Here is a 23336-nt window from a genome sequence, read left to right as displayed (position 1 = left end):
AGATGTGTATAAGAGACAGGGTGGGGGCGCCACCACAACGCCCCAACCCCACCCTGCTCTGCTCGGCTAGTTGCCCGAGCTGGCCGTCTCGATGGCCGTCTGCATGTCGGCCAGCGCCTGGTCGACAGTCTTGTCACCCTTGATCGCCGCATAGGCGTTCGTCTCGACAGCCTTCGTCACGGCGGGGTAGAACGGCGTCACCGGGCGCGGTACCGCGCTGTCGATCGACGTCTTGAGCGTGGCGAGGTAGGGAAACTGAGCCTGCAGGCTCGCATCGTCGTAGACCGAACTCAACACCGGGGCATTCGACGCCTGCGTCACGAAGAACTTCTGCGTCTCTGCGCTCTCGAGGAAGGTGAGGAAGTCGTGCGCCGTGGCCTTGTGCTGCGAGTACACGCTGATGGCGGCGTTGTGGCCGCCGAGCGTCGAAGCGCCGGTACCGGTGTCGCCGGGCAGCGGGGCGACCCCGAACGTGCTCTTCACCGTCGAGCTGCCGTCGGTCGAGGCGAGGCTGTAGACGTAGGGCCAGTTGCGCATGAAGAGCAGTTTGCCCGCCTCGAACGCGGTTCGACCCTGCTCTTCTTGATACGTGATGGCGTCTTTCGGAATGTTGCCGTTCGCATACGCCGCGACCAGCTTCGTGAGGCCGGCTTTTGCCTGCGGCGTGTTGAGCGTGGGCGTCTTTCCGTCGGCGGCGACGATCGAGCCACCGGCGGTGTTGATGGCCTCAGACACGTTCACCGTGAGGCCCTCGTAGTCGGCGAACTGGCCGGCGTAGCAGTCGATGCCCGCGGTCTTGGCGATGTCGCAGTCTTTCATCATCTCGTCCCACGTCTTCGGCGGGGTGGGCACGAGGTCTTTGCGGTAGTACAGCATGCCGCCGTCGGAGGTCTGCGGGGCCGCGAACAGGGTCTTGTTGTAGGTGGCGCTCACCACGGTGGGCTTCATGAGCCCCGACGTGTCGATGGCCATGGTGTCGGTGAGCGGCTGCAGCCAGCCTTTGGCGGCGAACTCGGCCGTCCACACGACATCGACGTCGACGACGTCGTAGTTCTGGTCTTTGGCCTGGAAGTGCTGCACGAGGTCGTCGTGTTGCTGGTCGGCCTGGTCGCTCTGCTCTTTGAACGTGACCACCTGGTCGGGATGCGCTGCATTCCACTTGTCGATCAGCGGGCGCACGACGTTGTTGTTGTCTTTGCCCTGTACATACGTGATGGGCCCGCGCGACGACAGGGTGGCGTCGCTGCTGGCGCCACCCGTAATCGAACCCGTGGTCGAACCCGCCGTGCATCCGGTCAGCGCGGCCCCCACGATGGCGATGCCGGCGACGCCGACGAACATTTTTGATACGTGCACTGTGTGACTCCTCATCGAGCTACGGCGGCTCTGTTGAACCGCCAAAACTGAATCTTACTCGATTAACGAGTGATGCTCACACCTTTGTACTGAAAAACACCAGAGCACAAAAAAGAGGTGCCCGCCGCACGAATGCGAAGGGCACCTCTTCCAAGTGGAACGAGATTACTTGATGGTAACCGTCGCGCCGGCTTCCTGAAGCTGAGCGGCTGCCTTGTCGGCAGCTTCCTTGTTGACGCCTTCGAGAACGGGCTTCGGGGCTCCATCGACGAGTGCCTTCGCCTCACCGAGGCCGAGGCTGGTGATCGAACGCACCTCCTTGATGACCTGGATCTTCTTCTCGCCAGCGGCCTCGAGGATGACGTCGAACGACGTCTTCTCTTCGACCTCTTCGACGGGAGCGGCGGGGCCAGCGGCACCGGCAGCGGCGACGGGAGCCGCAGCGGTGACCTCGAAGACCTCTTCGAACTTCTTCACGAACTCGCTGAGCTCGATGAGCGTGAGCTCCTTGAATGCTTCAATGAGCTCGTCTTGTGACAGCTTTGCCATTATTTATCTCCTTCTTGGGTTTGCTTTTCACGCAGTGCTTCGACGGTGCGAACAGCCTTCGAGAGCGGTGCGTTGAACAGGTATGCGACACCGAACAGCGAGGCCTTGGCGGCACCGGCGAACTTCGCCAGCAACACCTCCCGGCTTTCGAGGTCGGCGAGCTTGTTTACCTCTTCGGCGGTCAGCGGCTTACCGTCAAAGTAACCGCCCTTCACCGTCAGAAGAGGGTTTGCCTTGGCAAAGTCGCGCAGGGCCTTTGCAACGGCCACGGGGTCACCGTGAACGAATGCGAGTGCAGACGGGCCGACCAGCTCTTCGTCGAATGACGAAATACCAGCCTGGTTTGCCGCAATTTTGGTCAGCGTGTTCTTTACCACGGCGTACGTGGCGTGCTCACTGATGGAACGACGCAAGCTTGTCAGCTGCGACACAGTGAGACCGCGGTACTCAGTAAGCAGTACAGCAGTCGAGGTTTCGAACAGGTTCGAGAGCTCGGCTACCGTGGCTTCTTTGTTCGCCATGGCGCTCCTTGGATAAGTTGTGCTGGCAGCCCCAGAGACGCAACTAAAAAAAGCTCCACACAGGAGTGCGGAGCTTGAGAAAAACGCAAGGCTTCGAACACCTGCGCGGGCTTTCGCTAGAGCGAAACTTCGACCATCACACCCGAACCCATCGAAACAGATTCAGGCACAACGATAACCAGCGGTCTTTGGCTTCATTCACAGTAACCGATTACTGGGGCAGGTGCAACTTCTGCGGAGAACCGAACACAGTGTCGACACCCGGCGAGAACAGAATCGAGTCAGGCGGGCGGTTGGCGACGCCCGGCAGGCCGGCCCGCGAGAGCAGTGTGTCAGAGAAGTCGAGCAGTTCTGCCTTCTGAAGCGGCCACGGCTGGTGCTTGTTCGGCATGTAGACGGTGCGGCCGAACTGGCGGCTGAACAGGGCCCAGCGTGCCGTGAGAAAGTCGGCCAGGGCATCCGGATGCTCGATGCGTTCGCCGGGGCGCACCGAAATCGCCGAGTCGACCGAACCGCGCGGGCTCGAGTGCCTGCGGGAGGTGTAGACCAGCGTGCCCGCGGTTCTTCGCACCCGCATGTGCGACCAGATATAGGGCAGGGCGAACGCCGCCCTGGCCGCGGCCACCGCAGCGAGGCGTTCGGCTTCGAGCGAGAGAAAGACGACACCCTTTCGCCCTTCGGCGTCGCGGGCGTAGAGGCGCACGTTGGTCTCATGGAAGGTTCCGTAGAACGGCAGAGCGGGAGAGGGCCCGAACCGGGTGTTGCGGAGCGTGAACGGGATGAGCCCCACCCACGAACTGCCGTCGAACTCGTCGGGCACCACACCGGGCGGCATGAGCGACGCCGCGTCGGCCGTGTCGATGCGCCAGTGTAGAAACGTCACGTTGCGCCACTGCTGACTCAGAATGGGCCGGGCGATGTCGTTCGGAGAAAAACTCACACCGCCTATTCTGTCGTGAATCTCAGTGCAGCAGTGCGCCCTGCGCATTGAGCACGTTCTTCTCCCCGGCCTCTACAGCGAACGAGAGGCGGTTCTGCGCGGGCGGCATGGGGCAATTGAAGTGATACGAGAAAGCGCACGGGGGCAGATAGGCGCGGTTGAAGTCGAGCGTGATGGTGCCGTCGGCGTCGGGTACGACCCGCATGAAGCGGCCAACCCCGTAGGTGGAGTCGCCGCTGGTGGCGTCGGAGAAGACCAGCAGCAGGCCACCGTCATCCTGAAAGGCCGCCAGGCTCACGTCGGCTCCGTCTTTCGTGAAGGTGATCTCGGCGGGCACGACGCGCTCGCGGGTCTTGCCGCCGTCTTTGAGGTGCTCGATTCCGATGGCGCGGCCACCCTGAATGGGAGTGAACTGCGCCTCGACCACCCACGAGGGGTCGAAGTCGAAGGCGTCGATACGGCCGAAGTCGCGGTTGGCGTCAGAGCGGGCATCCCACACCCGCAGGGCATAGGTGCCCTCTTCGCTGGCGACGACGTACCCCGTGACGGTGTCGCCGAACCGAACCTCGGAGGGCCGGTCGGAGTCTTTGCCCCGCACAACCACGCTGCCGTCGACGGGCACTCCGTCGACACTCAGGCCATCGGCCGCGGCGGCTTCGAGTCGCAGGCCCGACTCGCCTGCCGGCAGCGGAAACCAGGTGCCCGCGACACCGTACGAGGTCTGGCCGGTGGCGGGGTCTCCGGTGATCCACTCGGTGTTCACGAGAGAGAGGTTGCCCTGCGGGCTCGTGACGTAACGGCGGCGGGCCTCGCGAAAGGCGGCGAGCTGGGTCGGGGTGTGCTGAACGTCTGTGACCATGTCTTGTGCAACCCCCGATGCGCCCGATTTATTCGCCGCGGTCACGCCGCCGCGCCGCGCCACACGACGGGCAGCAGCACCCGGAAGACGGTGTTGCCCGGCACGCTTTCGACCGTCACGGTTCCGCCGTGTGCTTCAGCCACGGCGTACACGATGGCGAGCCCGAGGCCCGTGCTGCCGGCGTGCCGCGAGCGCGACACGTCACCGCGCACGAACCGCTCGAACAGGGTCGGCAGAATCTCTGCGTCGATTCCGGGCCCGTCATCGGTCACGCTGATGACGGCGTACGTCACCCCGTCGACGACTTCTTCGGCCAGACCGGCTGTCACATGCGTGCCCGGAGGCGTGTGCAGTCGGGCGTTCGCCAACAGGTTCGTGGTGATCTGGTACAGCCGGGGGCCGTCACCCTCGATCTCGATCGGCTCTTCCGGCAGGTCGAGAATCCAGTCGTGGTCGCGGCCGGCGGCGTGGGCGTCACTGACGGCGTCGACCAGCGTGAGTGTGAGGTCGACGGTGTCGTGCGCGACATCGGGCCGGGAGTCGAGCCGGGCCAGCAGCAGCAGGTCTTCGACCAGCGAGGTCATGCGCTTGGCCTCCGACTCGATGCGGGTGAGCGAGTGGGTCACGTCGTCGGGCAGCTGATGGTCTTGCCGGCGGGTGAGTTCGGCGTAGCCGCGAATCGAGGCCAGCGGAGTGCGCAGTTCGTGGCTGGCATCGGCGACGAACTGGCGCACCTTGTCTTCGCTCTGCTGGCGCGACGTGAGCGCCGATGCGACGTGCTCCAGCATGCGATTGAGCGCAGATCCGACCCGCCCCACCTCTGTGTTGGGGTTGGTGTCGCTCTCGGGCACCCGCACTGCGAGCGCCACCTCACCGCGATCGAGCGGTAGTTCTGCCACGTGTTCGGCCGTGTCGGCCACTCGCTGCAGGGGCCGCAGCGAGTACCGGATGATCAGACCACCGATGAACACGGCCACAATCAGCCCCAGCACCGTGACAATCAGCGTGACGATGATCTGCTGGCCCACGGTGTTCTGCACCGAGGCGAGCGAAAGGCCAATGACGGCAGTGTCACCGCTCGTGGTCACCAGCGAGACGACGCGGTACTGGCCGAGCGACCCGCCGAGGTCGACGGTCACGGGCGCCTTGCCGGTGGGCAGCGCCTGCAGTTGACCGGCCTGGCTGGCCGAGAGAGCGGCGATCTCGTTGGTCAGCGAGGAGGTGTCGGTATTGGCCACGACCGCCCCGGAGTAGATGAGTTGACCGCCCGAGATGATGGCACCCACAGTGCCCGTGGGCTGGCGGTCGAGAAAGGTGGTGGCGTCGCCGCCCCGCAGCTGAAGGCTGTACGTGCCCGGAGGGGGAACGCTGGTCGAGCCGCTCTGGGCACGGCTACCGGGAAGCTGGGCATCCAGCCGGCTCACCAGCACACCGTTCAGCGCAAGAGTACTGACAAGGCCGATGGTGAGGCCGAGCAGAGCGATCAGTACGGCGACGCTGAGAATGAGGCGGCGGCGAAGGGTCACGGGGCGGTCTTCAGCATGTAGCCGGCACCGCGAACCGTGTGGATCATGGGCGCGCGCCCGGCGTCGATCTTCTTGCGGAGGTACGAGATGTAGATCTCAACCACGCTCGAACGGCCGCCGAAGTCGTAGCTCCACACACGGTCGAGGATCTGGGCCTTGCTGAGCACCCGGCGGGGGTTGCGCATGAGAAATCGCAGCAGCTCGAATTCGGTGGCGGTCAGCTCGATGGAGTCGTCGCCGCGGTGCACTTCGTGGCTGTCTTCGTTCAGAACAAGGTCTCCCACGACAACCTCGGGGTCGACCGCGTCGGTGACGAGAACCGTGGAGCGCCGAAGCAGGCCCCGCAGGCGCGCCACCAGCTCTTCGAGGCTGAACGGCTTGGTGACGTAGTCGTCGCCGCCCGCCGTGAGCCCGGCGATGCGGTCGTCGAGCGCGTCTTTGGCGGTGAGAAAGAGAACCGGTGTCTCCTGGCCGTCGGCGCGAACCCTCGACAGAACCTGCAGACCATCGATGTCGGGCAGCATCACGTCGAGAACGATGACGTCGGGGCGAAACTCGCGGGCGAGGGTGACGGCCGTGCGGCCCTCGCTGGCCGTCTTCACCTCCCAGCCCTCGTAGCGCAGTGCCATTGAGAGCAGGTCGGTGAGGGTGGGCTCGTCGTCGACGACGAGTGCGCGAACCGGTGAACCGTCGGCGCGGGAGAGGCGCGGGCGGGCAGCGGTCGAACTGGAAGGGAGCCTCGAATTGTCTATGGTCACACCCCCAAGTATCCGAATGTTTCTATGACCAGTCTATGAGCCCCCTAGGTCGCACCTGTGAGTTCGGCTGTGCGCGCGGGTGAGTAATCCTTCAGGCTCAGCTGATTCATAGGAATTTCTCTGGCTCCCGATAAGCATCGCTTCTAGCGTGACGCCGTTCACTACTATTCACAGCTTCGAAGGAGCCTCCCTTGTTCGGTACGTATCTGCGGCGAGAGCTTCTGAATCGGCGCAAGCAGACGATCATCATCTCCATAGGAATGGCGCTGGCCATTGGCCTCGTCATTCTGGTCAATTCGTTCTCTGCCGGAGTGCAGAACGCTCAGGCCTCCGTTCTGCAGTCGGTGTATGGCGTCGGCACAGACATCACCATCAGCCAAGCCGCCACCCCGCCCACGGCCGGCGCGACCGGTGGCGGCCAGCAGGGCTTCGCCTTCGGCTCCGGTGACGGTGCGAGCACCGGGGGCACCACGAACCTCAGTCAGTCGCGCCTGACGAGTACCCCCACGCAGACGGTGTTCGATGCCACCCAGCTCGCGACCGTTCAGGCCGTCAGCGGCGTCGCGGCCGCCACCGGAACACTGTCACTTGAGAACGTCACGTTCAGCGGTCAGATTCCGCAACGGGGCACCGGAGCATCCGGAACCGGCGGTACCCGCACCGGCGGCGCCGCACCTTCGACCGCCGCACCCACGGGCGGCGCAGACGGCGCCGGCGGCAGTGCGTTCAACCTCAACCGCTTCAGTGTGCTGGGCCTTGACCCCTCTGGCGACTCCGTCGGCCCGCTCTCGGCCGTCACCCTCGCCGACGGGCGCCTGCTGAGTGCAGCCGATGCCGGAACCGACAACGCTGTGCTCGACGCGAACTACGCCACCTCGGCCTCACTCGCCACCGGCGGCACCATCGCCATCGCCGGCACGACCTTCACCATCGTCGGTACCGTGAGCTCGTCTGGCTCCGACTCGGCGACGGCAGCAAACGTCTACATCCCGCTCGACGTGGCGCAGACTCTCTCGACCAACACCGGCAAGATCAGCAACATCTACGTTCAGGCCTCATCGTCGAGCGCTGTCGACCAGCTGCAGACCACCCTCAAGGCGGCTCTGCCGACGGCCACGGTCGACACGCAGGCCGACCTCGCTGCGACGGTCTCCGGGTCACTCTCGACCGCGTCGACGCTCGTTTCGAACCTCGGTACCTGGCTCTCGATCCTCGTGCTGGCTGCGGCGTTCCTCATCGCCATTCTCTTCACCATCTCGGGCGTCACCCGGCGTACCCGTGAATTCGGCACACTGAAAGCCATCGGCTGGAGCAACCGGCGCATCGTCGGCCAGGTCGCCGGCGAATCTGTGGTGCAGGGTCTCATCGGTGGAGTGATCGGTATCGCAGTCGGCATCGCCGGCATCGTCGTGGTGAACATCATCTCGCCGACGCTGAGCGGGTCTGCCTCGACCGCCGGCGGCGTGGGTGGGGCGGCACGACGGGCCGCAGGTGCGGCAGCCGGTGGCGGTACGACCCCCGGCGGCGAAGGCGGCGGTTTCGGTCAGCGCGCAGCGGGCGGTGGCGGCTTCGGTGCCGCTGCCCAGCAGGCCGCGACGACGGTCACGCTGCACGCGCCGTTCACGATCGAGATCGTTCTGATCGCTGTGGGGCTCGCCATTCTCGGCGGACTGCTCGCGGGCGCATTCGGTGGGTGGCGGGCCGCTCGGCTGCGCCCGGCTGAGGCGCTGCGTTCGGTGGGCTAGCCCTGGGCTCCACCGCCTGCCAGACACCTTTTTCTGACGAATGACCTCGAGGAGATCATCCATGTACCAACTGACCAATGTGACCAAGACCTACAACGCCACCAAACGTAAGGTGACGGCGCTCGACGATGTGACTCTCACCATTCAAGACGGCGAGATGGTTGCCATTCAGGGCCCGACCGGCGGTGGCAAGTCGACACTGCTGCAGATGCTCGGCGCGCTCGACCGGCCCACCTCCGGCGACGTGACGCTGGGTGCCTCGATGCTGTCGAAGCTCGGCGACCACAAGCTGGCCGAGATTCGGGCGAAAGAGATCGGGTTCGTGTTTCAGGGATTCAACCTGATTCCCACGCTGACGGCCGAAGAGAACGTCGAGACGGCACTCGCACCGCTCGGGGTGTCGGGCTCTGAACGCCGTACACGGGCTCGGGATGCCCTGGCCTCGGTCGGGCTCTCCGACCGCTTCACGCACCTGCCTGCCGAGCTCTCGGGCGGGCAGCAGCAGCGTGTTGCGATCGCCCGTGCGCTCGTCAAGCGCCCCGAGGTGCTGTTGGCCGACGAGCCCACCGGAAGCCTCGACGAGGAGACCCGCGACGAGATCATGGAGCTGCTCGAAGGGTTCTGGCGAGAGCAGGGCCTCACGCTCATCATCGTGACGCACGACACCGCCGTGGCCCGGCGGGCCGGGCGGCGCCTGCACATCAAGGCCGGCAAGGTGCGCGAGGTCTAGGGGGTTACGGTGTCGCGCCAGGAGTGCTGCGGGTCGTAGCCGAGCACGCGGCGTGCCTTGCTGATCGACAGCAGCGTCTCGTGGTCGGTGAGCTCGCCGCGCACGGGCGTGTCGGGGAAGACCTCGGCGATGAGTTCGGCGTTCGGGCGCGACATGACGGTGTCGGCTGCCGCGATGATGAACCGTTCGAAGCCCTTACCCTGCCATTCGAGTGCCTTCAGCACTGCATGAGCGCCGTCGCGGGAGTCGATGTAGCCCCACAGATTCCATTTGCGTGAGCGGGCGTCTGCGTCGAAGCTGGGGAATTCGACGTAGTCCTCGGGATACATGACATTCGAGAACCGTAGCGCCACGATCTTCAGCTCCGGATCCCACCGGGTCAGCTCGATCTCAAGCTGTTCCTCGAGCACTTTTGTGAGCGAGTAGACGCTCTCGGGGCGGGCCGGGTACTCCTCGTCCACCGGGATGTAGGGCGGCGAAACGTCGAACGGCAACCCGAGCACGGTCTCACTCGAGGCCGTCACGATGTTCTTGATGCCTGCCCGTTTCGCCGCCTGCAACACGTGGAACGTCGAGAGCATGTTGTTGTCGAACGTCGCCACATCACTCAGGATGCTCGGCGCCGGTATCGCGGCCAGGTGCACCAGGGCATCCAGAGAGTCGTACCGGTCGTTGACGCCCATCAGGGCATCCACTGTCTCGCCGTAGTTCGTGAAGTTCACTCGCACTTCGCCGTATTCACGGCCGCCCGTCTGGTCGAGGCTGAACACCTCGTGGCCGGCGTCACGGAGGTAGCTGACCACCGTGCTGCCCAGCTTGCCTGATCCACCGGTTACTGCAATGCGCATGATGCTCCTCGTTGAGTCGTTTCACAGACGTGTTGGTACAAGTCTGTCACCGAAACCGGAGGAGAATGAAACCGTGACCACCGCCTTGACTCTGACCTTCCCGTGGGAAGAAGAGCAGGCCGTAGCCGAGGCGCCTTCTACCCGGCCTCCCGCACACCTCTCGCGCATCGTGGCCGACTCGACCGACCGGGTCGCCTGGATCCGCGCCCGCAGTCGCGGCGTGACCGCCACCGACGCTGCTCGCCTCACTACGCAGCGGTCGGTCGAGAACGCCGCGTACGACAAGATCAATGGCAACAACTTCGGTGGCAACGCTTACACCGACCACGGCAAGATTCGCGAGCCCGAGATCGCAGCGTGGGTTCTGCGGCACTACGGCATCGCACCGAGCACCACACTCTTTCACGCTCACGGTCGGCCGCTGCACCTGGCCACCCCCGACGGCATCGCCGTCACGGCCACTGGCGACACCGAGCTGGCCGAGATCAAGACCACCAACAAGGCGTGGAAGTCGATTCCCCGCCACTACCTGCGCCAGGTCTGGTGGCAGCAGTACGTACTCGGGGCCGAGCGCACGCTGGTGGTGTGGGAGCAGCACAGCGCCTTTGTGCCCGTCGCCGCCGAGCCCGAGTGCCGCTGGGTCGACCGCGATGAGAACGAGATCGCGCTGCTCGTTCAGCTCGCCGACCAGCTGCTGACCCTGATGCAGCGCCGCTGAGGTACTGGGATACGGCCGGGGTACCACCGACGAACGGTCAGACATCAGTTGAGGTTACCTCGCTCATGAGATAGTCTCGCATAATGTCAGTTCGTCGAACTTCTCTCGCCTTACGCTCCGCCGCCGCCGGCGTCAGTACCGTCGGTCTTGTCATGGCCGCCGTGCTGCTGACGGCCGGGGCGGCTGAGGCCTACGCAGGCGTCACAGTCGGGCCGATGCCCATGGGAGTCGCCTTCGACTCCGTCTCGCGCGTAGGTTTCTCGGTGAATTCGGGCGACAACACGCTGTCGACGTTCGACGGAGACGACAGCTCGAAGACGAGCCAAACGATCTCTGGGCTCGGAACGAACCTCGGTGCGATCGCCGTCGACTCATCGAATCACAAGGTGTACGTGATTCGCGACAACAACAGTGTCTCGATGCTTCGCGAAGACGCGCTCACCGCCGGAGCGACCCCCGTCTCGGTCGACCAGAAGCCCGCCGATATCGCGGTCGACTCAGTAACGCACACGGTGATCGTCAGCACCACACTGAACAGAACCATCTCTCTCTTCGACGGCTCGCTCGACACTCCCACCTACCGAACTGTCGCGCTGCCAGCAATTCCACGCTATGTCACCGTCGACCCGGCAACACACACCGTGTACGTCACGGCGGGAACCGACTCGGTCATCTCATTCGACGAGACGGCGGCCGTTCCTACCCTCACCACGGTCACGGGACTGCCTGACGCGAGAGGTATCGCCGTCGACCCGGGAACCGGCCGCGTCTTCGTGACCGACTCGTTCGACGGCAGCGTGAACTACTTCGACAGCACGGCCACGGTACCCACGGTGTCGACACTGCTTCTCGGCGCCGCACCCACGGGCGTGACCGTCGACCCCTTCACCCATAACGTCTTCGTCGTCGTGGGAACTCGTCTACGCCTCGCCCAGTTCGACGGCAGAGATCCTCAGGGGTCGAACCTCGAGTTGCTCGAAACCGATTCGAACCCGCGCGGCCTTGCGCTCGACACCGTGGGGCACCGCCTCTTCGTGACCGGCGATGTGAACGACGTTCGGTTTATCGACCCCGACCCGCTCGCCGCGCCGTTCCCGCCTCGCATCACCTCGGCCGCCCCTCCGGCCGCTCGCGTCGGTGACGCGTACAGCTTCACATTCACAGCCGAAGGAACCCCAGCACCCGTCTTCACCGTGGGCAACCTGCCATCGTGGCTGACCTTCGATGGCATTGCCACGATCTCCGGCACGCCCGACAGCATCGACCCCGTGCGTATTTCCGTCACGGCAACAAACGGGCAGCGCCCGCCGGCAGCCGTGCAGTACAACATCCAAGTCAACCCCTCCACTTCAATACCGACGCCTCCGCCGACGACCCCGCCCGCCACACCCAACCCTGGCTCGGGAACTGGAACCAGTACTGGCATTGGAGTACCCAGTAGCTCGCCATCCCTCCCAGCCAGCACCGGCAGCAACTCGCTGGGAACAACCAGCATCAGTTCAGGGCACCAGCTGGCCAGCACCGGTCTCGACCTCCTGAGCTATTGGCCCCTGGCGGCCGCTGCCGCGTTGATCGTCGGTGCCGGGCTGGTCACCGTTCGATCGAGGTCGAAATCACGACCCGCATCACGCCCGAAACCGCCGTCGACATCAGGGCCGACCCCAGAGTAAACACCACAACAACAACCCATCGGCAAATGGCGGTGCACCCCCCACTCGGGGTGCACCGCCATTTGCAGCTGTCGCGACAAAAACCGAGCTTGAGCAAGGAAAGTTTGTTAGCAACAAGGTGACACCCTCGTAACATCTCTGTATCAATAGCGCGCTTTACTTAGGTCGTGGGGCCCCCTAACGGGCTACGCCCATTCGATACCTCGCGATTCACCTGTGGGGTTGATTCCACCACCAGGAAGGCTACCGATGACGCAGCAAACGACTGGAGTGAGTCACTTGTCGAACCCGAAAGCGGAGAGCACAGGAACCATCGATCGCCCGACCAGCATGCGGGCCGCCGTCATCGACGCCACGGGGTCGCCCGAGGTTCTGCATGTTTCCACGGTGCGACTGCCCGAACGCATCAATGCCGAGGTTCTGGTTAAAGTCGCCGCCGCGGGAGTGAACCCTCTCGACGCCAAGACCCGCGCCGGTCGCGGCGTGAGCGCGGCCATCCCGAGCTTTCCCTACATCGTCGGGCAAGACTTCAGCGGCATCGTCATCGAGAGCCCCTACGAAGGCCACCCGCTGAAGCCGGGTGACGAGGTGTACGGCATGCTGAGCGCCCCTCGCGGCCAGGGCTCCTACGCCGAGTACGTGTCGGCTCCGAGTCTTCAGGTGTGCAAGAAGCCCGGTCGGCTGTCGCTGATCGAGGCGGCAGCGGTTCCGGTCGCCGCCCTCACCGCCTGGGGAATGGTGGTCGACGTGGCGAAGGCGCACGAGGGCCAGCGCATCCTGATTCATGCAGCCGCCGGCGGGGTGGGCCACTTCGCCGTGCAGTTCGCGGCGTACTTCGGCGCCTATGTCATCGCCACCTCATCGCCACGCAACGCGAGCTGGCTGCGTGAGCTCGGCGCGGCCGAGATCATCGACTACACCTCGACGCGGTTCGAAGACGCCGTGTCGAACGTCGACGTTGTCATCGACCTCATCGGAAACGTGCACGACGACACCGGCACCCGCTCGCTTCAGACACTCCGCCCCGGCGGCCTCATCGTGAACGCGCCCACCGGCAGCTGGCCGACCCTGATTCCGGATGCCCATGCTCTCGGTCTTCGCGCCACCACCTACAAGGTCTCCCCTGACGCCTCCACCCTCACCGTCATCAGCCGGCTGATCAACTCGGGCGATGTGCTCGTGCACGTCGACGAAGTCTTCGATCTGGCCGATGCCGCCGAAGCCCACCGCCGCATCGAAGAGGGCCACACCCGCGGCAAACTCGTCATCTGCCTGGCCGACCAGATCTAGCCGCGCTCCCGCAGCACCCCGCGCCCCGTCAGAGGGAGAGGAGTCAGAGGCGGCGCTCGCGCACGAAGTCGTTTTCGAGCGAGGTTCCGACGAGAAAGGTCTTGGAGCCGACCACCGCGAAGCCGTTCTTCTCGTAGAAGCGGTTGGCCCGAGCGTTCTCGTTGTTGACGCCGAGCCAGATTCCGGATGCGCCGCGAGCCGCTGCCGCTTCGACTGACACCTTCATCAGCTCTGCCGCAATGCCGAGGCCATGATGCCCTGACACTACGTAGCACTTACTCAGCTCCGCCGTCGGACGCACGGTCAGCGCCGCCGCAACGTCAGCGTCGCCCGGTTCACCCATGACGACCATCGTGTACCCGACCGGCAGTCCATCGAGTTCGGCAACGAAGAGCATTCGAGCGTCGTCGGCGAGATACCCCGTGAACGCCTCCTCTGAGAGGTTCGTCACAATGAAGTGCTGGATTCCGGCAGCCGGCGTGTGCGGCGGGCAGGCAAGCGCAAACGTAGCGGCGGCAACAAGGGCAAGACGGTCGGCATCATCAGAACCGGCCTGGCGGTAAGAAACGGGCATCCACCCAGCCTACGACCCGCCCCACCCGCCATCCGGCTCCCGCGATGACTTCAAACGAAAGAAGGGGCCCGCCGAAGCGGACCCCTTCACGTTTTAGAAGCGCGTGCCGCTTCTAAAACAAATTGGCTCAGGCCAGTGCGTTCACATCGACCGGGATGCCAGGACCGAAGGTCGTCGAAACGGTGCCCTTGGTGATGTAGCGGCCCTTCGAGGAGCTCGGCTTCTGGCGAACGATCTCGTCGAGCGCAGCGCCGACGTTCTCGCGCAGTTGGTCGGGCGTGAAGCTGACCTTGCCGGCGACGAAGTGCACGTTGGAGTGCTTGTCGACGCGGAATTCGATCTTTCCACCCTTGATCTCGGTGACAGCCTTCGCCACGTCGGGGGTGACGGTGCCGGTCTTGGGGTTGGGCATGAGGCCACGCGGGCCGAGTACCTTTCCGAGACGACCGACCTTACCCATGAGCTCCGGAGTCGAGACGGCGGAGTCGAACGAGGTGTAGCCAGCGGCCACCTTCTCGATCAGCTCGTCGCCACCGACCTCGTCGGCGCCGGCAGCGATTGCTGCCTCGGCCGCGGGGCCCGTTGCGAAGACGATGACGCGGGCGGTCTTGCCGGTGCCGTGGGGAAGAATCACGGTGCCGCGAACCATCTGGTCTGCCTTGCGGGGGTCAACACCGAGCTTGAGGGCGACCTCAACGGTGCTGTCGAACTTTGCCGAGCCGGTCTCTTTTGCAAGAACGACGGCTTCGGCGGCGGTGTAGAGCTTGCCTTCATCGATTTTCGATGCGGCGGCCCGGTATGCCTTTGACTTGGGTGCCATTGTGAATCTCCTAAATTCAACTGATGGAGAGTGTGGTTGTTGAGCCAGGCTGGCTCTCCCACTGTCGGTCGCCGACGGCGGCCAACGGATGATCGGGGGTGAACCCGATCGAGTCGAGAGTTACGCCTCGACCGTGATGCCCATGGAACGGGCGGTGCCGGCAATGATCAGCGACGCAGCGTCGAGATCGTTGGCGTTGAGGTCGGACAGCTTGATCTGAGCGATCTCGCGAACCTGGGCTTTGGTGAGCTTCGCAACCTTGACGGTGTGAGGCGTACCCGAACCCTTGGCAACTCCCGCTGCCTTCTTGATGAGCTCCGCTGCGGGCGGGGTCTTCAGGATGAACGTGAACGAACGATCTTCGTACACGGTGATCTCAACCGGAATGACGTTGCCGCGCTGGTCTTCCGTCGCAGCGTTGTACGCCTTGCAGAACTCCATGATGTTAACGCCGTGCTGACCCAGCGCAGGCCCGATGGGGGGTGCGGGGTTGGCGGCGCCGGCCTTGATCTGAAGCTTGATCAGACCCGTGACCTTCTTTTTCGGTGCCATTGTTTTCTTCCTCTTTTTTGTAAACCAGCTTCAATCGCCGAAGCCGGACGCTATCGATGCCAACACAGTGGCATGAAGTTTTATTCATCGCGCCGCAGGAGCGGCGGCGCGATCATGGGATCAGAGCTTCGTGACCTGGTCGAACGACAGCTCGACCGGGGTCTCGCGCTCGAACAGCGAAACCAGAACGACGAGCTTGCCACTGGCAGGCTTGATGTCGCTGATGGTACCCGGCAGACCTGCGAACGAGCCGTCTTTGATGGTGACGGTCTCGCCGACCTCGAAGTCGATCTCGGCCGGAATGGCCCGCGAGACAGCTTTGCCGCCCTTGGCGCCAGAGGCCTTCGCCGCCGGTGCCTCGATGATCTCGACAAGGCTCTTCAACATGTTGAAGGCTTCTTCGAAACGGAGCGGAGTGGGGTTGTGCGAGTTACCGACGAAGCCGGTGACGCCAGGGGTGTGACGAACGACAGACCAGCTGTCTTCGTTCAGATCCATGCGAACCAGAACGTACCCGGGGATGCGAACACGGGTGACGAGCTTGCGCTGGCCGTTCTTGATCTCGACCACGTCTTCCATCGGAACCTCGACCTGGTAGACGTAGTCTTCCATGCCCATGGAGCTCTTGCGGCTCTCGATGTTCTGCTTGACGCGCTTCTCGAAACCGGCGTACGAGTGGATGACGTACCACTTACCGGGCATGAAACGGAGCTCCGCACGGAACGCCTCGTACGGGTCTTCGGCTTCGGCCTCAGCCTCTTCGTCGCCCTCAGCCGCGGTGTCACCGTCGAGAGCACCGGCACCGGCACCGGCACCGGCACCGGCATCGCCGTCGAGCTCGGCCTGCAGCTCGAGGTCGCCCGCACTGTCGGCAGAGACCACGGAGTCGGAGACGAAGTCGTCGTCTTCGGCGTCGGTTGCGGCGCCGTCGATCTCTTCTTCGTCTTCGATGGCTTCAAGAGCGGCTTCGGTGTCGTCGGCGCTGCCGGACTCGAGCGCCTCGTTCACTTCGGCGTCGGCCTCGAGGTCGTCGACCTCGGGGTCGTCAGAGCCGGAGCCGTCTGAATCGGAGCCGATGAAGTGCTCGTCATTCGAGCCGCCATCGATGGCGCGCAGCAGTGCATCGAGGTCGGTCGGAGACTCGATCTCGATGTTGTCGCCCTCTTGCGCCTCTTCGACCTCACTCGACTGCTCTTCAGCAGCCCCGAGGTCGAGGTCGTCCCGGTTTGACTTAGACACTAAATGCGTTCCATTTCTGTTGCGAAAATTTCAGGCGACGGAAGGAACTACGAGCCGAGTGGGCTGGTTCCTGGGTCACCGAACACAAAGACGGCCATCCAGCTGAACACGAAGTCGAGGCCCGACACCAACGCCATCATGATGACGACGAAGATGAGCACAACGATTGTGAAGCTGATCAGCTCTTTGCGGGTCGGGGTTACGACCTTCTTGAGTTCTGCAATGACCTGCTTGATGAAAAGCACCAGGCGTGCAAACGGGTTGCGCTTAGCCGCCCGGTCACTCTTGGCGCGCTCGACGACAGCCTCGCTGGGTTCGTCGACTATTTTTCGTGCCACCGTCAGTACCTTTCACAAGCGATCGAAGTGAGCGAACGCTCACCACGATTTGCAGGGCGGACAGGACTCGAACCTGCAACCTGCGGTTTTGGAGACCGCTGCTCTACCAATTGAGCCACCACCCTAAAGATGCGGAGAAACCGTTGTACTTCTCTGCAAACAACTCATGGGGTCAGCCAGAAATGGGCACAAAAAAGCATGGCAGATTTCAACTACCTCCACCTAGTGTAAGTCAGATCGCAGGCGACCGCAAAGGCCGCGGCGGGGCGTACGTTGGAATCATGAAAGCTGTGGTCTTCGATACTCCCGGTGATGCCTCTGTCTTGCGTGTGGGCGAGGTGCCCGAACCCGAGATCGGGCCGGACGACGTACTCATCAGCGTGGCCGCCGCGGGCGTCAACCGCGCCGACATCAGCCAGCGCCAGGGGCACTACCCGCCGCCCGCGGGCGCTCCTACCTGGCTCGGCCTCGAGGCCAGCGGCACGGTGCTCGAGGTGGGTGCTGCGGTCACCACGTTCGCGCCAGGCGACCGGGTCTGCGCCCTCCTCTCTGGCGGTGGGTACGCCGAGCGCGTCAGCGCGCCGGCCGGCCACGTGCTGAGAGTTCCCGACACCATTGATCTCGTCGATGCGGCCGGGCTGATCGAGGTCGTGGCCACAGTGTGGTCGAACGTCTTCATGCTCGCCGATCTGCGCCGGGGCGAGACGCTGCTCGTGCACGGGGGTTCGAGTGGAATCGGCACCATGGCCGTGCAACTGGGCCGAGCCTTCGGCGCCCGCGTCGCTGTCACAGCAGGTTCTGCCGAGAAGCTCGCAGCGTGCGAGGAGCTGGGGGCGAGCATCCTGATCAATTATCGAACAGAAGATTTTGTCGAACGGATGAAGGCTGAGACGAACGGGGCCCAAGTGATTCTCGACTCGGTGGGTGGGTCGTACCTCGACCGCAACATTCGGGCGCTGGCTCTGGATGGCCATCTGCTGAATATCGGAAACCTGAGTGGAGAAACAGGAGATCTGAACTTCGGGCCGCTGATGATGAAGCGCGGCACCATCCATGCCACGAGCCTGCGCGCACGGTCGGCATCGGCGAAGGCCGCGATTGTGGCCAGCGTTGCCGAGAACGTGTGGCCGCTGGTGGCGAACGGCACGGTGAAACCTGTCGTAGCCGAGAGGCTGCCCCTCGTGCGCGCCGCAGAGGCCCACGCGCTGATGGAGTCGTCGACCCACATCGGCAAGGTGCTTCTCACGCTCTGAGCCCTGCACGAAAGCTGGGAGAACGTGCGGATCGGTAACAGTGTTACCGGCGTAATACCCCTGAAACAGGAGCTCACTTAGTCTTACGTTTGGCAACACCGAAGACTACCGAGGAGTGAACGTGAGCGACCCGCAGCCCATCAACCGTTTCGAGACGCAGCCGTCGGCTGACGAACACACGGTTGTGGGCGAACATGTGCTCGTGCAGCACCCGAGTTCGGAGACGGTCAGTGCCGACGAATTCAGGGCTGCTTTTCGCAACCACCCGGCGGGTGTCGCCGTCATCACGGCCGACGCGGGCGACGGGCCTGTCGCACTCACAGCGACCTCGGTCTTCTCGGTGAGTATCGCGCCACCACTGTTGGTGTTCTCGATCTCCGAGCTCTCATCGAGCACCCCGACCATCCGGCGCGCCGACACCGTGGTGGTTCACCTGCTCGGAGCCGACCAGCTCGACATCGCGAAACTCGGTGCCACCAGCGGCATCGACCGCTTCGCAGACACGACCATCTGGAAGCGCCTGCCCACGGGTGAACCCTACTTTCCTGCAGCGCACGCCTGGATCCGCGGCCGAGTGGTCAACAAGATGGAGGCCGGCGGGTCGACCGTTGTCGCCGTTCAGGCGCTCGAGACCTACGCGCCAGAGGCGGGCGACCCGTCGGCAGATGCAGCCACGGCGCACCCTCTCGTCTACCACAACCGCACGTGGCACCGTCTCGACGAGAACTCCAAGATCCAGTAGGGATCGGTAGGCTGGCGGGGTGACTGAACGCACCAGAATCTCGCACCGCATCTCGTCGATCGCCGAATCGGCGACACTGAAAGTCGATTCCAAGGCAAAAGCGCTGCAGGCGGCCGGGCGACCGGTCATCAGCTACGCCGCCGGCGAGCCCGACTTCGCCACTCCCGACTTCATCGTCGAGGCGGCCGTCGCCGCGGCGCGAGACCCCAAGAACCACCGTTACACCCCCGCCGCGGGCCTGCCAGAGCTCCGCGAGGCCATCGCGGCGAAGACGCTCCGCGACAGTGGGCTCGAGGTCTCGCCCTCGCAGGTCATCGTGACCAACGGCGGCAAGCAGGCCGTGTACCAGTCGTTCGCCACATTGCTCGACCCGGGCGACGAGGTCATCGTGCCCACCCCGTACTGGACCACCTACCCCGAGGCCATCGCCCTCGCGGGTGGCGTGACGGTAGAGGTTTTCGCCGGCAGCGACCAGGGTTACCTCGTCACCGTGGAGCAGCTCGAGGCCGCCCGCACGCCGCGCACCAAGGTGCTGCTGTTTGTGTCTCCCTCGAACCCCACCGGCGCCGTGTACTCGCCGGAGCAGACCCGCGCCATCGGCGAGTGGGCCGACGAGAACGGCCTCTGGGTCATCACCGACGAGATCTACCAGAACCTCACCTACGACGGGGTTTCGGCCCTCTCGATCGTCGAAGCCGTGCCCTCGCTTGCCGACCGCACCATTCTCGTGAACGGTGTGGCGAAGACCTACGCCATGACCGGCTGGCGGGTGGGCTGGATGGTCGGTCCTGCCGATGCCATCAAGGGGGCGTCGAACCTGCAGTCGCACCTCTCGTCGAACGTGTCGAACGTCTCGCAGCGGGCCGCCCTGGCCGCGCTCACTGGGCCCCAAGACGCGGTCGAGGTGATGCGCCAGGCGTTCGACCGTCGCCGCAAGAGCATTGTGGCCGGGTTGAACCAGATCTCGGGCATCCACACCCCCACACCCGAGGGCGCCTTCTACGTCTACCCTGACGTGACCGGGCTGCTGAACCGGCCGTGGGGCGGGGTGACGCCGACGACCTCGCTCGAGCTCGCCGACCTGATTCTCGACCAGGCCGAAGTGGCCGTGATTCCGGGTGAGGCGTTCGGGCCGAGCGGGTTCGTGCGCATGTCGTACGCGCTCGGCGATGAGGCCCTGGCTGAGGGCGTGGCGCGGCTGCAGCGGTTGTTCGCGTAGGGCTGTTCGGGTCGGGATGCTCGAACCGGCGGTTCGGGCGGGCCTCTCGGCGGGCATCCCCCAACCGGTGGATGCCCGGGTAGACCTCCTGAGGGCTGTTGCGATCTGGCTGCGAGGGCCAGCATTGCATCATGAACGCAATAGACCCGGCTGTGAGCGTCGACAAGCTCACCAAGTCGTACGGCAGCTTCACCGCTCTCACCGGAGTGACGTTCGACATCGAACGCGGAGAGACGTTCGCTCTGCTCGGGCCGAACGGCGCGGGCAAGAGCACGACCATAGAAATTCTCGAGGGGTATCGCGACCGCAGCGGCGGTGAGGCTCGCGTCTTGGGTTCAGACCCACAACGCGGCGGCCTGGCCTGGAAGGCACGCATCGGCATCGTGCTGCAGAGCTCGGGCGAGAGCGGCAACGTGACCGTTCGCGAACAGCTCACCCAGTTCGCCGGCTACTACCCGAACCCGCGAAGCGTCGACGAAGTGATCGCCGCGGTGGGGCTCGAAGACAAGGCGAACACGCGACTCAAGAGCCTCTCTGGCGGTCAACGTCGTCGTGTCGATGTGGCGCTCGGCGTGATCGGGCGCCCCGAACTGCTCTTTCTCGACGAGCCGACCACCGGGTTCGACCCTGAGGCGCGCCGGCACTTCTGGGAGCTGATCCGCTCGCTGAAACGCGAAGGCACCACGATTCTGCTGACCACCCACTACCTCGACGAGGCCGCGCAGCTCAGTGATCGTGCCGCCGTGATCGCCGCCGGAACCCTCGTGGCCATCGGCCCCATCGACACGCTCGGCTCTGATGAGGCCCGCACGCCGATCGTGCGCTGGCTGGAGAACGGCATCGCCCGCGAGCAGCGGGCCAGCGACCCCGGGCGGGTGGTTGCCGAGCTGGTGGGCAGGCTCGGCGAACCGGCGGGGCTCGAGATCGTGCGGCCCAGCCTCGAAGACATCTACCTCGGGCTGGTGGGGGCGTTCGAGGCAGACCTCGCATCCCGCGCATCCCACACGCCCAGCACACCCAGTGCATCCAGCACACCCAGCGCTTCCAGCACGAAAGACCAGGTGTCAGCATGACCGCAGCACTCCGGGCCCCGGCCACCCGGGCCTCCTCGTTCGGCATCGGCCGCACCCTGCGCCTCGGCGCCGCCCGCATCGGCTACGAGACGAAGGTCTACTTTCGCCAGAGCGACACCCTCTTCTTCACGTTTCTCTTCCCCGTCATCATGCTCACCATCTTCTCGGTGGCATTTCAGGGCATGGGCAACATCGGCGCGAACCCCGACGGCTCGGGCGGCATCAGCCAGGCCGCCGGGTATCTGCCGGGCATGATCGCCGCGGGCATCCTGCTGAGCGGTGTACAGAACCTCGGCACCGACATCGCCATGGAGCGAAGCGACGGCACCCTCAAACGACTCGGCGGCACCCCGCTGCCTGTGCTGTCGTACTTCTTCGGCAAGATGGGCCAGGTTCTGGCCACCTCACTGCTGCAGCTGGCTCTGTTGCTGCTCGTCGCGCACTTCGCGTTCGGCGTCGACCTGCCCACAGAACCGGCCAAGTGGATGACCTTCGCCTGGGTCTATCTCCTCGGAATCGCCACCTCAGCGGTACTCGGCATCGCCATCTCGCGCCTGCCCCGCTCGGGCAAAAGTGCCACCGCTGTCATCATCCCGCCCATTCTCATCCTGCAGTTCATCTCGGGCGTCTACCTGCAGTTCGCGCTGCTGCCTGACTGGTTGCAGTCTGTGGCGAGCATCTTTCCGCTCAAATGGATGGCGCAGGGCATGCGCTCCGTGTTCCTGCCCGAAAGTTTCGCCGCAGTGGAGCCGGGCGGCGTGTGGAACCTCGCCGGCGCCGCGATTGCCCTCCTCATCTGGCTGGTCGGCGGATTGGTGATCTGCCGCCTGACCTTCCGCTGGATCCGCAAAGATAGCTAGATGATGCGCTTCAGCTGGTGGCACATGGCGGTGGCCGCGACGATCGTCGGGCTCGCGGTCATCGTGCTGCCCGACCTCGGCGCCAAACCCTCTGCCACGATCGGCGCCTGGTGTTGCCTCGGCGTACTGGGCATCGGTTATGCCGCGTTCGGCTGGCGCAATTTCACCGCCCGCGGTGACGGCACGTTTCCCGTCGGGCACGCGGTGCTGCTGTTTCCCCTGCTCGCCATCGCGTGCACCGGCGTGGGTACGGCGTTCGATCCCTCGATGGCCACCCTGCAGGCCATCGGGTTTCCCATCATCTGGTTCTCGGTCGACCCGCTGCGCCGGGCCATCATCTTGAACGTCGTACTGGCGCTTGCGGTGACCTTCGGCTTTCTCGTGTCGACCGGCACCGGCAGCGCGGCCGTGGGGTCTGCCATCGCCATCGAATCCATCTCGCTGATGTTCAGCATCGCGCTCGGCCTCTGGTTCACGTTCGCTCTGCAGCAGGGCCAAGACAACACACGCCTGCTGGGCGAGTTGCAGGCGGCGCAGGAGAAGCTGGCCATCCTGAACCGTGACAGCGGCATACTCAGCGAGCGCGAGCGGCTGGCAGGCGAGATTCACGACACCATCGCGCAGAGCCTCACCGGGCTCGTGATGGTGGCGCAGCGGTCGCAGTCGCAGGTTCTGGATGCCCTCCCTGCCGTTCGCGCCGACCTGGCGCTCATCGAAGAGATCGCCCGCGAGGCTCTCGTCGAGACCCGCGCGCTCGTGGCCTCCGTGGCACCGGTCGATGTGAACGGGGGGCTCGGTGCCGCGCTCGGTCGACTCATCGAACGGTTCACGCGGGAGACGGGCGTGCAGATCACGCTCGACACATCGGAGTACGAGGCGCAGCCGAACGAGGTCGAGGTGGTGCTGCTGCGGTGCGTGCAGGAGGCGCTGGCGAATGTGCGGAAGCACTCGGGGGCCCGCACGGTGAGCGTGCGATTGTCGGCTGTGGGCGGCGCGGTCTCGCTGTGTGTGAGCGATGACGGGGCCGGAATGACGGTTGGGCAGCCGGTTGACCGCGGGTTCGGGCTGGCGGGAATGCAGCAGCGGCTCTCACTCGCCGGCGGAACGCTGGTACTCGGTCGTTCGGCGGCGGGCGGGGTGGAACTGCGGGTGGAGC

At 64.7% G+C, this 23336-nt stretch carries 24 protein-coding genes and 1 tRNA gene; 11 read left to right on the top strand and 14 right to left on the bottom strand.

Going from position 1 to position 23336, the window contains the following annotated elements; all coding sequences use genetic code 11:
• Nucleotides 1-66: 66 nt before the first annotated feature.
• The 7 genes from QN358_RS16710 to QN358_RS16680 form a co-directional block, all read right to left on the bottom strand.
• Nucleotides 67-1356, bottom strand: a complete 1290-nt coding sequence (locus QN358_RS16710; RefSeq protein WP_323513015.1) for an ABC transporter substrate-binding protein — start codon at nucleotides 1354-1356, stop codon at nucleotides 67-69.
• 165 nt (nucleotides 1357-1521) lie between these two features.
• Nucleotides 1522-1905 carry a 50S ribosomal protein L7/L12 gene (rplL, locus tag QN358_RS16705; protein WP_323513014.1) on the bottom strand — a complete coding sequence of 128 codons (384 nt, stop codon included), beginning with the start codon at nucleotides 1903-1905 and terminating at the stop codon, nucleotides 1522-1524.
• Nucleotides 1905-2426, bottom strand: a complete 522-nt coding sequence (gene rplJ, locus QN358_RS16700) for a 50S ribosomal protein L10 (RefSeq protein ID WP_136641176.1) — start codon at nucleotides 2424-2426, stop codon at nucleotides 1905-1907. Before rplJ ends, rplL begins: the two co-directional genes overlap by 1 nt.
• 211 nt (nucleotides 2427-2637) lie before the next feature.
• On the bottom strand, nucleotides 2638-3366 hold the full coding sequence (locus QN358_RS16695; protein WP_323513013.1) for a DUF2071 domain-containing protein: 729 nt from the start codon (nucleotides 3364-3366) through the stop codon (nucleotides 2638-2640).
• 22 nt (nucleotides 3367-3388) lie between these two features.
• Nucleotides 3389-4225 (bottom strand): DUF1684 domain-containing protein, encoded by an 837-nt coding sequence (locus tag QN358_RS16690; protein WP_323513012.1) that lies wholly within the window; start codon nucleotides 4223-4225, stop codon nucleotides 3389-3391.
• Between the two features lie 41 nt (nucleotides 4226-4266).
• Nucleotides 4267-5751, bottom strand: a complete 1485-nt coding sequence (locus QN358_RS16685) for a sensor histidine kinase (RefSeq protein ID WP_136641179.1) — start codon at nucleotides 5749-5751, stop codon at nucleotides 4267-4269.
• Nucleotides 5748-6509 (bottom strand): response regulator transcription factor, encoded by a 762-nt coding sequence (locus QN358_RS16680; RefSeq protein ID WP_136641180.1) that lies wholly within the window; start codon nucleotides 6507-6509, stop codon nucleotides 5748-5750. The genes QN358_RS16685 and QN358_RS16680 overlap by 4 nt, the downstream gene beginning before the upstream one ends.
• Nucleotides 6510-6700: 191 nt before the next feature.
• Here QN358_RS16680 and QN358_RS16675 point away from each other — a divergent pair, with 191 nt between their 5' ends.
• Both QN358_RS16675 and QN358_RS16670 read left to right on the top strand, forming a co-directional pair.
• The gene (locus QN358_RS16675) at nucleotides 6701-8254 is read left to right on the top strand and encodes an ABC transporter permease (RefSeq protein ID WP_136641181.1); all 1554 of its coding nucleotides are present in this window, start codon (nucleotides 6701-6703) and stop codon (nucleotides 8252-8254) included.
• 61 nt (nucleotides 8255-8315) lie between these two features.
• Nucleotides 8316-8984 (top strand): ABC transporter ATP-binding protein, encoded by a 669-nt coding sequence (locus QN358_RS16670; RefSeq protein ID WP_136641182.1) that lies wholly within the window; start codon nucleotides 8316-8318, stop codon nucleotides 8982-8984.
• Here QN358_RS16670 and QN358_RS16665 read toward each other — a convergent pair.
• Nucleotides 8981-9832, bottom strand: a complete 852-nt coding sequence (locus tag QN358_RS16665) for an NAD-dependent epimerase/dehydratase family protein (protein ID WP_136641183.1) — start codon at nucleotides 9830-9832, stop codon at nucleotides 8981-8983. The two genes, QN358_RS16670 and QN358_RS16665, sit on opposite strands and share 4 nt — an antisense overlap.
• Before the next feature lie 91 nt (nucleotides 9833-9923).
• Between QN358_RS16665 and QN358_RS16660 the strand changes: the two genes are divergently transcribed.
• From QN358_RS16660 to QN358_RS16650, 3 genes are all read left to right on the top strand, one after another.
• Nucleotides 9924-10550, top strand: a complete 627-nt coding sequence (locus tag QN358_RS16660) for a YqaJ viral recombinase family protein (RefSeq protein WP_416352020.1) — start codon at nucleotides 9924-9926, stop codon at nucleotides 10548-10550.
• An 83-nt stretch (nucleotides 10551-10633) separates the two neighbouring features.
• Nucleotides 10634-12220, top strand: a complete 1587-nt coding sequence (locus tag QN358_RS16655; RefSeq protein WP_136641184.1) for a hypothetical protein — start codon at nucleotides 10634-10636, stop codon at nucleotides 12218-12220.
• Nucleotides 12221-12550: 330 nt separating this feature from the next.
• On the top strand, nucleotides 12551-13510 hold the full coding sequence (locus tag QN358_RS16650) for an NADP-dependent oxidoreductase (protein ID WP_136641318.1): 960 nt from the start codon (nucleotides 12551-12553) through the stop codon (nucleotides 13508-13510).
• Nucleotides 13511-13553: 43 nt separating this feature from the next.
• On the opposite strand, the gene QN358_RS16645 is transcribed toward QN358_RS16650, so the two are convergent.
• From QN358_RS16645 to QN358_RS16620, 6 genes are all read right to left on the bottom strand, one after another.
• Nucleotides 13554-14084 (bottom strand): GNAT family N-acetyltransferase, encoded by a 531-nt coding sequence (locus tag QN358_RS16645; protein WP_136641185.1) that lies wholly within the window; start codon nucleotides 14082-14084, stop codon nucleotides 13554-13556.
• A gap of 127 nt (nucleotides 14085-14211) precedes the next feature.
• Complete coding sequence (rplA, locus tag QN358_RS16640; RefSeq protein WP_136641186.1) at nucleotides 14212-14904, bottom strand: 50S ribosomal protein L1; 693 nt, start codon at nucleotides 14902-14904, stop codon at nucleotides 14212-14214.
• Nucleotides 14905-15024: 120 nt separating this feature from the next.
• Complete coding sequence (gene rplK, locus QN358_RS16635) at nucleotides 15025-15456, bottom strand: 50S ribosomal protein L11 (RefSeq protein WP_323513011.1); 432 nt, start codon at nucleotides 15454-15456, stop codon at nucleotides 15025-15027.
• A gap of 120 nt (nucleotides 15457-15576) precedes the next feature.
• Nucleotides 15577-16695, bottom strand: coding sequence for a transcription termination/antitermination protein NusG (nusG, locus tag QN358_RS16630; protein ID WP_323513010.1), 1119 nt, complete (start codon nucleotides 16693-16695; stop codon nucleotides 15577-15579).
• 47 nt (nucleotides 16696-16742) lie between these two features.
• Nucleotides 16743-17033: a preprotein translocase subunit SecE gene (secE, locus tag QN358_RS16625; RefSeq protein ID WP_136641189.1), complete on the bottom strand. Its 291-nt coding sequence runs from the start codon at nucleotides 17031-17033 to the stop codon at nucleotides 16743-16745.
• A gap of 52 nt (nucleotides 17034-17085) precedes the next feature.
• Nucleotides 17086-17158: transfer RNA gene (locus tag QN358_RS16620), tRNA-Trp, on the bottom strand.
• 156 nt (nucleotides 17159-17314) lie between these two features.
• On the opposite strand from QN358_RS16620, the gene QN358_RS16615 reads away from it, so the two are divergent.
• From QN358_RS16615 to QN358_RS16590, 6 genes are all read left to right on the top strand, one after another.
• Nucleotides 17315-18286: an NAD(P)H-quinone oxidoreductase gene (locus QN358_RS16615; RefSeq protein WP_161580359.1), complete on the top strand. Its 972-nt coding sequence runs from the start codon at nucleotides 17315-17317 to the stop codon at nucleotides 18284-18286.
• 184 nt (nucleotides 18287-18470) lie between these two features.
• Entirely contained in the window at nucleotides 18471-19028 is a 558-nt protein-coding gene (locus QN358_RS16610; protein WP_136641319.1) for a flavin reductase family protein, read from the top strand.
• Between the two features lie 19 nt (nucleotides 19029-19047).
• A complete protein-coding gene (locus tag QN358_RS16605) occupies nucleotides 19048-20247 on the top strand; it encodes a pyridoxal phosphate-dependent aminotransferase (RefSeq protein ID WP_136641191.1) in 1200 nt (399 codons plus the stop codon).
• Nucleotides 20248-20378: 131 nt separating this feature from the next.
• Complete coding sequence (locus QN358_RS16600) at nucleotides 20379-21320, top strand: ABC transporter ATP-binding protein (protein WP_323513009.1); 942 nt, start codon at nucleotides 20379-20381, stop codon at nucleotides 21318-21320.
• Nucleotides 21317-22180 carry an ABC transporter permease gene (locus QN358_RS16595; RefSeq protein WP_323513008.1) on the top strand — a complete coding sequence of 288 codons (864 nt, stop codon included), beginning with the start codon at nucleotides 21317-21319 and terminating at the stop codon, nucleotides 22178-22180. The genes QN358_RS16600 and QN358_RS16595 overlap by 4 nt, the downstream gene beginning before the upstream one ends.
• On the top strand, nucleotides 22181-23336 hold a 1156-nt coding region (locus QN358_RS16590; protein ID WP_323513007.1), incomplete at its 3' end, for a sensor histidine kinase. It lies immediately after the preceding gene.

It is taken from the genome of Subtercola sp. RTI3 (genome assembly GCF_035018625.1).
Classification (GTDB): domain Bacteria; phylum Actinomycetota; class Actinomycetes; order Actinomycetales; family Microbacteriaceae; genus Subtercola; species Subtercola vilae.
Note: the sequence above shows the minus strand (reverse complement) of the source record. Positions and strands in the feature narration are given on the sequence as shown.